We start from the raw sequence: 12,370 nt of genomic DNA on the forward strand, positions 1-12,370 counted from the left end.
CCGATTATCCGACCCGGGTCGATGTCTGTATCTGGCCAGCCTTGGCGACGCGGGTCTCCGAGATGGAACGGGCAATACGCTCAAGCGCCGGATAATTCGCGCCCTCGCCCGTGGCAATGTAACCGGGGCACAGAAAATCGAGTGAGCCAGACGCCACCTTGCCCAGCGTCAGCGGCTCATACCGGCCACCGGCATTTTTCAGAATAAGCGTGGCCGCTGCCACGTCCCAGGCATTGACCCCAAACCCGGTGGCGGCGTCAGCCCAACCGGCTGCGACATGGGCGATACTAAGGGCCGCACTGCCCGGACGGCGCAGCGTCGAAAAGGTCTCGACCAGCACCCCAAAATTGGCGAGAGCTACCTCCTTACCATCGAGACGGAAGTCGCGCGAAACCGGATATCCGGTAATCAGGGTTGCCTTGGCCTCATCGGCAACCGAACGGGAACGGATCGCCTCATCATTGAGATAGGCAAATTCAAGATCGGCGGCAAACATCAGATCCGCCACCGGGTCCAGTATCGCGCCGGCAACCACCTCACCGTCAATGACTGCAGCAATCGATACGCACCAGAATGCCAGACCGCGGGCAAAATTTGCGGTGCCATCAATCGGGTCGACATACCACTGGATGTCGCCTGAACCGATCTGGCCACCTTCCTCACCCATGATAGCCGAATTCGGCTCACGCTCCAGAATGAAGGCACGGATCGTCGCCTCGGCCCTTTTGTCATGGACAGTAACAATGTCATGCAGATCGACTTTGTAATCGACCGTCATGTTCGACCGAAAAGCCTCCAGCAGCGGCGCGCGAACTGCAAGCGCCGCTGATTTCGCAAGCGCCATCAACCGTCGGGATCGGGCAAGTGCGTCCTCTGAAGCAGACTGCGGGCTGGTCGAATTATTGTCGGTCGGCATGTATGTTTTACCTCTTTGCGATGGAAAAGCCGGCGCGGCCAAAACCGCGCCGGGCCATGTTATTTCTTGTAATTGACCCGCCAGAAGTCCTGCCACTCTTCACGACGATCAAAGTCGTCGAGGCCGGTTGCCGAACGATAGCCGAGAAGCTTATCGGCGACCTTTGCAAGACCCGATGGCTCATCATCCGGCACCTTGATGTCGGTATTGGTCGGCATTTTCCCGTCCTTCATCTGCGGTGTAATGCCTTCTTCCGTCAGAATGTAATGGACAAAAAGTTTTGCGGTGTTGGGACTTTTCGTTTTGGAGGCAATGAGACCAAGCTTGATGTAGGTCCAGCCCACCCAGGGATCGAGGTCGGCACACACGCCGAGCTTATAACCCTTGTCTCCATTATCGCGGAACTTGGCGGAGCTTAGCAGCCCAATGAATGGTTCTTTCTGGCCAGCGGCGCCGACGGCTTCAGCCACCGGGTCGTCACCATCTGTCGCAAGTGGCGCATTTTGTGCCAGTGCCTTGATCCATGCGGCAGCGGCACTTTTCTCAGACGTTTCCAGATCCTTGCCAAAATGTGCCTTGTAGGCAGCTGCAACCTTGTCGTTGCCGTGTGTTTCAAGCTGGTTGAACCAATCGGTATAGGTGCCCTTGGTAAGCGGATCGACCAGAGCAACCTTGCCTTTCCACTTGGTCTCCGTCAGTTCCCAGATATTGCTGACCGGGCACTTGTCGTAAGCTTCGGTATTATAGGCCCAGACGTTGGCATTGGTCGAAATGGCCAATGGGTCCTGAAACTCCTTAGGAATTTTTGACGCCATATCGCCGGGCAGATAATTCTCGACAAAACCTTCCGGCAAAAGCTGCGCAAGGGCAGCCGGTGCGTCGGTGATCAGCACCACATCGCCCTGCACATTGCTGGACTGGCTTTCACGAATGATCATTTCGAGCTGGCTGTTGGCAGAAACCTTCATGCCGGTCACTTTCAGCCCGTATTTGTTGCTGAAGTTCTCGGCCATCTCGACGATCTTGCCTGTACTGTCGTAGATGTTGATCGGTTTTTCCTGCTTGGCCGCAGCAACCAGGGCATCGAGATCAAAGGCTTCTTCGGCCCGCGAAGATCCCGCTGAGACCCCGGCCAAAAGGCTGGTGGCCAACAGCACCCGCATGATATGCTTTCCACTGCGCATGACTTCCCCTCCCAAGGAAAATAGGGCAGGCCTCCCGCCTGCCCCGTGCTTCATTTTTTGTAGTTGACCCGCCAGAAATCCTGCCAGCTTTCACGCTTGTCCAGGTCCTCAGCGGCAGTGCTCGCATCAAACGCCATCAGTTCGTCGAGATGCTTGGCGATACCCGATGGCTCATCTGCTGGCAGGCCAATCTTCGAGTTGCCCGATACCTTGCCGTCGGCGATTTGCGGAGCGATGCCTTCTTCAGTCATCAGGTAGCGAACGAAGAGTTTTGCGGCATTCGGGCTCTTCGTCTGGCCTGCAATCAGGCCAAAGCCTGGATACAGAAAGCCGGTGAAGGGCTGTACGCCAGTGCAAAGACCAAGCTTCAGGCCCTTGGATTCATTGTCACGGTATTTTGCCGTGGACGTGATCACGAAGAAAGGTTCGGCCTGTCCCGGCGCCCCGGCAGCTTCTGCCACGGTCGAAGAATCCGACAATAGCGGCGCATTTTCCGCAAATGCCTTCACCCAGGACGCCGTCGCCGTCTGATTGGTCGTATCAAGCGGTTTGCCGTAAAGCGCTTCATAGGCCTTGGCGACATCCTCATCGTGATGGGTCTCAATCTGGTTGAACCAATCGGCATAAAGCGGCTTGTCGAAGAGGTCGAGCATAGCAAGCTTGCCCTTCCACTGCGGTTCCGTCAGTTGCCAGATATTGCTGACCGGGCACTTGTCGTATTTTTCGGTGTTGTAGGTCCACACATGCGGGTCGGAAACGACAACGAGCGGATCACGCAGCTTTTCGGAAATGTCGTTCGTCAAATCCGGTGGCGCCCAGCTGCTGACGATACCCTGCGGCAGCAACTCGCCCATGGCGGAGGCTACATCGGTGGCGACACTGACGTCACCAACGATATTACCGGCCTGGTGCTCGCGGATCATCAGTTCGATCTGCGTTGCTTCGTTCACCTTTTTACCGCTGGCCTGAACACCATACTTTTCGGTGAAAGACTTCGCGGTATCAACGATTTTGCCGGTGACGGCATAAACGGTGATCGGTGGTTCCTTTTTAGCCGCATCGATCAGCGCATCGAGATTAAAGGCATCTTCAGCATGGGCCGCGCCACTGAGAGCTGCCGCGAAAATTAGGGCAACTGCAGAAACAGTCGATTTGCGCCGATCAAGCTTGGTTCGTTTGGTTTGGGTCATGATATCAACTCCACATCCGCCATTCATTTTCGGTAATTCATCCGCCAGAAGTCCTGCCAGTCCTCGCGCGCATCCCAATCTTCGAGAGCGCTTGCCATGCTGTACGGCAGCACCTGATCAAGAACCGCACCAATGCCGGACGGCTCGTCCGAAGGCAGGCTGACGTCACGGTTGGTGGACATCTTTCCGTCGATTGCCTGCGGCGCGATGCCTTCAGCAGTCATCACGTAATGCATGAAGAGCTTGGCGGCGTTCGGACTGTCCGTGCCCTTGGTGATCAGACCGACGCCAGGATAAAGCCAGCCGAGCCAGGGTTTCAAATCCTTGCAGAGGCCAAGTTTCATGTCCTTGTCGGCGTTGTCGCGGAACTTGGCAGAGCTGATCAGCCCCATGAATGGCTCAGACTGGCCCGGTGCACCCACCGCATCTGCAGCCGCCGCATCGGCATCGGTCAGAAGCGGAGCATTTGCTGCGAGCGCCTTGATCCACGCTGCGGTTGCCGTTTCGTCGCCCTTTTCCAGGTCCTTGCCGTAGAACTCCTTATAAGCGGCTGCGACCTTGTCATCGCCGTGTTTGGCCATCTGGTTGAACCAGTCGACATAGGACGCCTTGCCGAGCGGGTCCTGCATGGCGACCTTGCCCTTCCACTTTGGCTCGGTCAGTTCCCAGATGTTGGTGACAGGGCATTTGTCGAACAGTTCAGTGTTGTAGGCCCATACATTGGCGCTGTTCACCACGGTCAACGGCGACTGGTATTCTGCCGGGATCTTGTCTGCGAGATCCGGTGGCAGCCAGCTCTCCGCAAATCCTTGAGGTATCAGCTGCGCCATGGCGGCTGGAGCATCGCTGATGATCGACACGTCGCCCTGAATATTGTTGGCGCGCGCCTCACGAATGATCATCTCAAGCTGTGCGGTTGCCTTGACCTTCGAACCCTCGGCGGAAAGTCCGTATTTTTTGGCAAAGTTTGCAGCCATTTCGACAATCTTGCCAGTGCTGTCATAGACAGTGATCGGCTTTTCTTTTTTTGCGGCCTCAACCAAGGCATCGAGGTTAAAAGGCTCCTCCGCCTTCACCACGCCCCCCAGCGTTGTCAAAACCGCGGCCGTTAACAAAAACCGGCCCATGCATCCCTTCACGTCACGCTTCATACTGCTTCTCCTCCAGCAAGCGCCCCAATGATCAGTGAATTTCAGTTGTAACTATTCTTCCGCAGCAACGTGTCTGCCTCGTTGACCCGACGCCCATCCCCGTTGAAGACATGCAAGGCTTCCGGCGGCGCGTGCACAAATACCCGCTCGCCGCTGTCGATCCGTGGCAGGGCATGCGTCGTCAAAAACAGCGTGTGGTTCTGGCTCTTCAATTCGAGGATCCAGCTGCCACCGGTTGGCAGTACGCCAGTAACGGTCATCTCCACACCGAAATTGTTTTCCGGCACAGACTTCTGTTTTAAGGTGTATTCCAGCGCTTCCGGTCGGATACCAACCGAACCGATACCCCGCAGTTTCGGGTAATTCTTCGCGAAATAGGCTTCGGCCTTGTCGGCAATGTCAGACACGCCCGGTTTGCCGAAGGTGAGAATATTAATTGGCGGACTGCCAACGAATTCGGCAACGAAACGGTTTGCCGGACGATCATAGATATCGTTTGGTGTACCCATCTGCTGCAATGTGCCTTCGTTCATCACAGCAATCGTCGTTGCCAGTGTCATCGCTTCCCACTGGTCATGGGTCACGAAAACAATCGTCGTCTTGAATTCGTTGTGCAGGCGTTTCAGCTCGGCACGCATTTCAAGACGCAGGCGCGCATCAAGGTTGGACAATGGCTCATCGAGCAAAAGCACGCCCGGATTGACCGCCAGCATACGGGCCAACGCAACACGTTGCTGCTGACCACCGGACAGCTGCGACGGATAACGATCACGATACTTGGCAATATCGAGAGCCTGCATGACACGCTCTACCCGCGCTTCGCGTTCGGCCTTCGGCAAGTTGCGCAGTCTCAGACCAAAATCGGTATTGCGCTCGATCGTCAGGTGCGGCCACAGCGCATAGCTCTGGAACACCAGACCCATTTCACGCTTTTCCGGTGGTACAAAGACACCCTGCTGTACGGAGTCGACCACCCGTTCGCCGACCCTGATCTCGCCGCCCGACAGGTTTTCCAGCCCCGCAATCATGCGAAGGGTCGTGGTCTTGCCGCAGCCAGAAGGACCGAGCAGGCACATGAATTCGCCGTCGCGGATTTCCAGATCAAGATCGGCAACCGCGTTTGCGGAGTTCACACCATAGTTTTTCTGCGCGCCGCGCAGGTTGATTGTAGGCATTAGCTTCCAAGTCCTTCTGCAAGATTTGTGCGTGTCAGCTTCTGGGCCAACAGCGTGCCGAAATAGGCAATTGCGGCAATGATCAGCACCACGGCATTGGCTGCCTGTGTGTAATGGTAGTCGACCAGTCGCAGGGAAAAGGTGGTCAGAACATCAGTGCTCGGTACCGCCAGGATCACGAAGAGGCTGAGGCCCTTGATGCCCGAAATGAAAGGCAGCAGCACGCCGGTGACCAGTGAACCCTTCTGGATCGGGATCACGATGGAGATCATGCGGCGGAACCAGCCGGCACCAGCAACCTGTGCCGCCTCTTCCGGATCCTTGCCCAGCTGCGTCATGGCGGAAATACCGGCACGCGACGCATAAGGCATCTGATCGGCAATCAGCGCCAGTATCAGGATGGTCACAGTGCCATAAAGCGCAGGCATGGGACCACGCGGTACCGCAAACAGCGACAGATATGCTGCCGCGAAGGCAATGCCCGGCACCAGGTACGGCAGGAAGGTTACCTGACGCAAATAGACCGAAAGGCTGCGCACTGGTGTACGGATAACCACGTAACCGACCAGCAGACCAAGAACACCTGAAGTCAGTGATGCGAAACCAACGATCATCATGGTGTTTTTGGCAGCTGCCCACAGATCAGGGCTCAACAGCACGCCTGTTTGCAGCGCAACGGTATGCAGGTTGGTGCCGATCCAGTAATCGAGGGTGAAGTTGTCGAAGGTGAAACGCGCAGGCACCTTCATAATTGTCGACAGAACCAACGTGAGCAGCGGCATGCCAACGCTCAAGATAAAGACGGCCGCAGCAAAACCGGTTGCCGGAAGGCGAAGTTTGCCGAGGCGGTTCTGGCGGTTCATTGATCCCTTGGAACCGATTGTCACGAAACGACGTGCTTCACGCACCAGCCGTGCATCGATCATCAGCGTTATGATACCGATTAGCATGATCGAAGCTGCAACCACACCGGCAACGCCCGTCTGGCGCGAGGCGATGCTGCGGAACAACGACGTTGACAGCACTTCGAACTTCACAGGCAGACCCAGAACGTAGGGCACACCAAACTCGCCAAGGCACTTTGCAAAAATCAGCACCATCGATGACAAAAGCGCCGGGCGCATCAGCGGCATGATGATCTGGATGGCAACCTGATAACGACGCGCACCGAGAATACGGGCCGAGTCTTCAAGCTGCGAGTCAAACCGGCGCAAGGCAGAGCCAAACAACAAGATCACAAATGGCGTGTAATGAAGCGCCAGAATGATGGTAATTGGAAAACGCCCATAGGCAACCCAGTCTGGCGGGGTCAGGCCCATGGCCTCAAACCAGCCCGGCTGGCCACCAACCGTGCGGTTTTTGAACAGAGTTGTCCAGGCCAGCGCAAATGTCCATGCAGGCAGCATGTAAGGCACGATCAGCGCAGTCGCGAACCAGCGCCGGCCAAACATATCGGTGCGGCTGATCAGCCAGGCCAGCACGGTGCCAATCACCAACGACAGGGAAATTGCGCCTAGCGCCACTGTCAGCGTGTTGGCAAGCGGCCGCCAGAACAGGTCCGTTGCGACCGGCGAAAAAAACGCCCGGTCGAGATAATACATCGTGAGATCGCCGACATCCTTGCCGAGCCGACGCTCATGACCGAACTGCACCCGCACAGAATCCAGCACGATCGATATGATCGGCACGACAATGAGATAGGTGAACAGCAAGGCGGTCAAAACGCCGATCAATGTCGTCGGCTCTCGCAGCGCGATCTTCAGCCGATAGCGCCAAGCCTGCCACGCTGAAGGTGCGCCTATGGCGCGTTGCTTCACCGCATCGGCTTTGTTTGTGTCACTTAGAAGAGCCATCATTCCTCCCCAGGCCTTCCATTGCGATGTCATGCGTTACCCGATGAAAAGCGCGCAAAAATCCCTCCGCCCAAATCGCGTCAAGACGATTTTGGGCACTGTGGGCATCAGCAATGTATTCAATCCTCCCGACGGGACTCCCGACCCGCCAGCCTTGGTAAACGCCCGATCAGGGGCGCTCCTGCATATCCAAGGCATGGATTTTGAGCCCCGCTACCTTCGACTATGGTTGGATGATCAATCCTCATGAAGGTTTTGTCAATCATAAAATTGCACACGTGATCAATATTATAATTTATTGATTTTGTTTGATTATTTTATGTATATTTTGGATATTTATTGCACACGTGATCAGAGAGAAAGCCTGTCAGATAAAAATGACATCAAGCGTGTCTGTGACAGGGTTGAACAGAGACGTCACAATGGACGTGCCGGACTGCGCGTTGCGAGAAATTCTCGCACCACAAACGCGTGTTTCGACATTTTGGGGATTGGAAAAATCCCAACTTTGTGGCCTGTGATGAAGTGAAAAATATCAGGGGGAATGCATGGCCCGAGGCTTTGTAACGGCGGAAGAAGTGGCAAAACGGGCTGGCGTATCTCGCTCGGCCGTATCACGAACATTCACCCCGGGCGGCAGCGTGTCGAAAGCGGTACGCAAGAAGGTTCTGAAAGCGGCGCAAGATCTTGGCTACCGCGTCAATCGTCTGGCGCAGGGTTTGAACAATGATCGCTCCAATCTCATTGGTGTGGTCGGTGCCAATCTCAGTTCGCCGTTCATTTCCAAACAACTCGATGCTTTAAGCCTTGCGCTTTTGCGTCGCGGTTCACAGTGCCTTCTTTTGAACGCCGCGGATGCACGCAAAGATATCGCACCGCTGATCGAACTGCTTTTTGAGTTCCGTGCGCAGGCAATCGTTGTACTGTCCGGTGAACCACCGGCCTCGATCGTGGATGAATGTATTGCCAACGGCGTGCGTCTTATCCTGATCAACCAGAGCATGGACCGCACCGACACCAATATCGTTCTCAGTGACGATTCACACGGCGCCGATCTGGCGGCAATGCGGCTGCGGGCTGCGAAATGCAAAAAGGTCGCCGTCGTCACTAGTGGCAGCCAGACCCCGGCACAGCTTCGCCGCGCCAAGGCTTTTACCAAACGTATGGACAGCGAAGGCATTGAAGTTGTCAGTTGGTCTAACGGTCCAACCAGTTATGACAGCGGTTATCAGGCCGGTTGTGAATTGCTGAAAGACAAAGATATAGATGGCGCATTCTGCGTCACCGACCTGCTGGCGCTCGGTTTTCTCGACGCTGCCCGATTGGAAATGAAGCGTCGCGTACCGCAGGATCTTTCGGTTGTCGGTTTTGACGACATCCCCCAGGCCGGCTGGAAAAGTTATCAGCTCACCACCATCGCCCAGTCCTTTGATGCGCTGACTGAAAAGGTTCTGACCGCGCTCGACAGCGACGAGCCTGAAACCAGATTGCAGGTCGTACCGGTCAGCATGGTAGAGCGGACAACCGCCCGTTAACTGGCTTTCATGCCTTAATTGACTTGCCGGATGCGGCTTTCGTTAAGCAGGCCGCTATCATCGAGAATGGGAAGCGCCACCGCCACGACATGCGCGTTGATGCGCTTGAGGTCTCGCAACAAATCGAGATGCAGAGAACTCGTCTGGATACTGTCGGCTCTGCCGTCCCGCAGGCGCTGCAAATGGCGGGCGGATGACTGCTTTTCCAGTCGACGTACATCTTCCTTCACTTCAACCAGACGGCGCGCCAGTTCAGAATTTTTCGTCGAAAAAACCGTCTGTGCCATGCGCAAATTGTCGAGCGTGATGGTGAACAGGCGCAGCAATTCCTGCTGGCCGTCTTCAGAGAATGTCAAACCAAGGCTAACCTTCTTGGCAATTTCCGGCCGGATGCCCTTTTCGATGATGTCGCCGATATGCTCAAGATTGATTGCATATTCAACGATATCCATTGAACGGCGATAATCCTCATCGCTCAACTGCCCCTGCCCAACCCGCGACACGAACACCTTGATTTCATGCTGAATTCGGTCGACGCGCCCTTCAAGGGCACTGATTTCACTCAGTTGCGAAAGGTCGTTACGGCGCATTGCTTCTGCGGCCTGACGCAACATACGCTCAACCAGATCGCCAACCAGCATCACTTCGCGGCTGGCACCGGCAAGAGCTGCAACCGGCTGGTCGAGATCATGGCTATCAAGGAAGCTGCGATGATCATCGCCGGTTTTTTTGTCCGGCAGGATGGCCGTCGTCAGTCGTAAAATGAACGGTGACAATGGCCAGGCAATCAGCGCCACGGCAATGTTGAACAGAAGATGCGCATCAACTGCGAGCTGCTGGTGCGAAAAATAGGGAAGTTCCAAAATCGCGGCACCATAACCGGCAAGTGGCATGGCAACCGCGCAACCAATGGCGCGAATGATGAGGTTGCCAATCGTCACGCGCCTTGCGGCAATCGATGCCTTCATGGTCGCCAGAACTGGCGGGACGGCACCGCCGAGATTGGCGCCAAGCACCAGCACAATCACCAGACTGGAATCGATACTGCCGCTCGCAGCCAATGACAGGATCAGAATAACGACCGCGAGGCTGGACGACGCCAGCACAGCAAGACCTGCTGAAAACATCAACGCAACCGGCCAGGCATTACCCAGCATGGTGATGAAAAGATTGAGCACTGGCGACTGACGCAGCGGGTCGGTGGCCGCAGACAGCAAATGCAGCGACAACAGCATCAGACCGACACCCACGAGTGCCGTGCCAGCGCCCTGCTTGGCTGACGAGGTCATGCGCATCAACACGACACCAGCCAGGATCAGCAGCGGCGACAACCAACCGAGCCCCAAGGCAACGATCCACGCCGTGGTCGCTGTTCCTATGTTCGCACCAAGCATCACGATCTGCGCCATTGCTGGCACGATCATGTCCTTCTCAACGAAGGATGCGACCATCAGGGCGGTGGCTGTCGAGCTTTGCAGCGCAACGGTTGCAAGGAAACCTGCAGCAAATGATCGAGGGCCGCTTCGCGTGCCGGCAGCAAGGCCGGTCCGCAACTTTGCACCCAGCGCTCTAGACATGCCGTCCTTGATCTGACGCAGACCAAAGAGCAGCAGAGCGACTGCGCCAAACAGGTTGATGCTTACGATGGCCGATTCCATGCACTCACCTCATATCGACAATTATGCCGGCACGACGTCGCCAACCGTCGGCATCGACAGAACAAGATTCTGCGCTCCTCCTTCGGCACGATCAAGAAAAAGCCCGAGAGCCCCGAAGAATATCCCAAGGAAACTCGAGAGAGAGCCGTCATGAACTCCGGGAGCCCGCCCGAACCTCAAGGCCAGCGAACGGTAGAGCATCAACCTTTCCGGCTCGATATGCGACAAGGCAAGCGACGCGCCCTGTCGCAGACAGTACCAATCTGCAATCAATTCAAACATCGGCAGGTCAGCCAAACCATCAAACCGAACAGGTATGGTCTCATCCATCACAACAAGTGAGGAGACCACGTCCGGCACGGGCCTGTTGCCGATTGCCGCAACGATCTCTGCAGGCCATTCCTTGACGAAATAACGATGCCGCACCAAAGCGCGTTTGTGCTGCCGCAGGAAGTCGCCATAGTGACCGGCGGTAAAGGCCGGATCACGCTGTTCGCCGCGGATATCGGACTCTCGACCATATCCTTGCGATATGAGGTCGTTCACGGGCAAGTCTGACATTTCAACGGTTTCGACCGCAATCTCGGTCATCGAGGCATGTACAATCTTGAAGGCTGGCGGAAAAGCCACCAGTGACGGGACCGCAACATTGGTCAGGTTCGGACCGGAGGCTCCTCGTCTCGTCACACCTTCCACATGCAGATGGCCACTGAAATGAACCGTGACGCCCGCGGCGATCAATGCATCCTCGACAGCCTTTACAGGCGTGCGCCGTACAACATTGGTTTCGCCAAATAATACCGCCTCGGCACCGGAGGCTCCGTCAAACGGATCGAGCACCGGATAATGCGAGAACGCCAGAAGCGTCTTGCCCTGCTGCTTTGCCCGTTGGCTGACGTCTGCAATCCAACTCAGAATGAAGCGTTTGGACCTGAGCATCGCATTCCAGCCGCCAGACGTGCTGTCGGTAAAGGCAGCCTCTTCGCCGCGCTCGAACTGACCGTCCAGCGGCTCAAATACATTGGCGTCGATCATCAACAACCAAAGGCCCGGCTCCGGTTCAACAAGATAGGACGCGTCCATCAAGCGATAGACATTGCTACCATCAGGCGAGGTCGCGGTATAAACCCGGTCCTCAGCAGCATCGCTTGTGCCGAATGGCGTCTCCCAGTGCAGATATTCCGGACGACGAAAATAACCGAATGCCGCCATCGGGTTCAGACCCGACGGATATCCTTCACAATACATGGCATCGCTGAATGCCACACCGTCATCAATCACGGCCGGATTGCTTGTTATCGACAGGCTGTGCCCCGTCTCCCCTAAGAATTCCTTTTGATGATGGCGACCTTGTGGACCAAAAATGTCGTGGTTGCCCGGCAGGGCGTAAAAGGCGGTGCCATGGGTATGGGTATGGTCCTGTAGCAAACCGCGCAACGTTTCCGTTGTGGCACGCTGGCCATCATCGGTATAATCGCCAAGCAGCACAACATGCCGGATGTTGCGGGCAGCCACCTGATCGAGGGCAGCGCGGAGCGCGTCAGCGCTTTCGTTAAAAACGCGGGTCGATTGGCGTGTATCTGACCAGCTTCGCATGGTCAGTTGCTGGCCATCCACATTGATACCGGTAAATCCAAAATCTGCCGACGTATCATGAAAATGTGCGTCTGCGATAACAGCGACCGGCGAAAAATGTCTTGCACCCATG

General features: G+C 56.0%; 9 protein-coding genes. 1 reads left to right on the forward strand and 8 read right to left on the reverse strand.

The annotated features are described in order from the left end of the window. Positions 1-4: 4 nt before the first annotated feature. Genes IB237_RS16915 through IB237_RS16940 form a run of 6 tightly spaced genes read right to left on the reverse strand, consistent with a single transcriptional unit; the run spans position 5 to position 7,469 of the window. A complete protein-coding gene (locus IB237_RS16915) occupies positions 5-916 on the reverse strand; it encodes an inositol monophosphatase family protein (RefSeq protein WP_192489845.1) in 912 nt (303 codons plus the stop codon). A gap of 59 nt (positions 917-975) precedes the next feature. Continuing rightward, positions 976-2,100: an ABC transporter substrate-binding protein gene (locus IB237_RS16920; protein ID WP_192489846.1), complete on the reverse strand. Its 1,125-nt coding sequence runs from the start codon at positions 2,098-2,100 to the stop codon at positions 976-978. A gap of 50 nt (positions 2,101-2,150) precedes the next feature. Further along, positions 2,151-3,290 (reverse strand): ABC transporter substrate-binding protein, encoded by a 1,140-nt coding sequence (locus IB237_RS16925; RefSeq protein WP_192489847.1) that lies wholly within the window; start codon positions 3,288-3,290, stop codon positions 2,151-2,153. Between the two features lie 23 nt (positions 3,291-3,313). Then, on the reverse strand, positions 3,314-4,441 hold the full coding sequence (locus IB237_RS16930; RefSeq protein ID WP_192489848.1) for an ABC transporter substrate-binding protein: 1,128 nt from the start codon (positions 4,439-4,441) through the stop codon (positions 3,314-3,316). 41 nt (positions 4,442-4,482) lie between these two features. Then, positions 4,483-5,616: an ABC transporter ATP-binding protein gene (locus IB237_RS16935; RefSeq protein ID WP_192489849.1), complete on the reverse strand. Its 1,134-nt coding sequence runs from the start codon at positions 5,614-5,616 to the stop codon at positions 4,483-4,485. Further along, positions 5,616-7,469 carry an iron ABC transporter permease gene (locus tag IB237_RS16940; protein ID WP_192489931.1) on the reverse strand — a complete coding sequence of 618 codons (1,854 nt, stop codon included), beginning with the start codon at positions 7,467-7,469 and terminating at the stop codon, positions 5,616-5,618. The genes IB237_RS16935 and IB237_RS16940 overlap by 1 nt, the downstream gene beginning before the upstream one ends. Before the next feature lie 548 nt (positions 7,470-8,017). On the opposite strand from IB237_RS16940, the gene IB237_RS16945 reads away from it, so the two are divergent. Then, positions 8,018-9,004, forward strand: coding sequence for a LacI family DNA-binding transcriptional regulator (locus IB237_RS16945; RefSeq protein ID WP_192489850.1), 987 nt, complete (start codon positions 8,018-8,020; stop codon positions 9,002-9,004). Positions 9,005-9,018: 14 nt separating this feature from the next. Here IB237_RS16945 and IB237_RS16950 read toward each other — a convergent pair whose 3' ends face one another. Next, the gene (locus IB237_RS16950) at positions 9,019-10,662 is read right to left on the reverse strand and encodes a Na/Pi cotransporter family protein (protein WP_192489851.1); all 1,644 of its coding nucleotides are present in this window, start codon (positions 10,660-10,662) and stop codon (positions 9,019-9,021) included. Positions 10,663-10,683: 21 nt separating this feature from the next. Continuing rightward, the gene (locus IB237_RS16955; RefSeq protein WP_192489852.1) at positions 10,684-12,369 is read right to left on the reverse strand and encodes a metallophosphoesterase; all 1,686 of its coding nucleotides are present in this window, start codon (positions 12,367-12,369) and stop codon (positions 10,684-10,686) included. Between the last annotated feature and the right edge of the window lies 1 nt (position 12,370).

The sequence above is a fragment of the Agrobacterium sp. AGB01 genome, from assembly GCF_014851585.1.
In the GTDB taxonomy this organism is placed as follows: domain Bacteria; phylum Pseudomonadota; class Alphaproteobacteria; order Rhizobiales; family Rhizobiaceae; genus Agrobacterium.

Excerpts from the sequence above, each read along its gene's own strand:
- IB237_RS16915 (WP_192489845.1), bottom strand. The coding sequence starts at position 916 with ATGCCGACCGACAATAATTCGACCAGCCCGCAGTCTGCTTCAGAGGAC.
- IB237_RS16920 (WP_192489846.1), bottom strand. The coding sequence starts at position 2,100 with ATGCGCAGTGGAAAGCATATCATGCGGGTGCTGTTGGCCACCAGCCTT.
- IB237_RS16925 (WP_192489847.1), bottom strand. The coding sequence starts at position 3,290 with ATGACCCAAACCAAACGAACCAAGCTTGATCGGCGCAAATCGACTGTT.
- IB237_RS16930 (WP_192489848.1), bottom strand. The coding sequence starts at position 4,441 with ATGAAGCGTGACGTGAAGGGATGCATGGGCCGGTTTTTGTTAACGGCC.
- IB237_RS16935 (WP_192489849.1), bottom strand. The coding sequence starts at position 5,616 with ATGCCTACAATCAACCTGCGCGGCGCGCAGAAAAACTATGGTGTGAAC.
- IB237_RS16940 (WP_192489931.1), bottom strand. The coding sequence starts at position 7,469 with ATGGCTCTTCTAAGTGACACAAACAAAGCCGATGCGGTGAAGCAACGC.
- IB237_RS16945 (WP_192489850.1), top strand. The coding sequence starts at position 8,018 with ATGGCCCGAGGCTTTGTAACGGCGGAAGAAGTGGCAAAACGGGCTGGC.
- IB237_RS16950 (WP_192489851.1), bottom strand. The coding sequence starts at position 10,662 with ATGGAATCGGCCATCGTAAGCATCAACCTGTTTGGCGCAGTCGCTCTG.
- IB237_RS16955 (WP_192489852.1), bottom strand. The coding sequence starts at position 12,369 with ATGGGTGCAAGACATTTTTCGCCGGTCGCTGTTATCGCAGACGCACAT.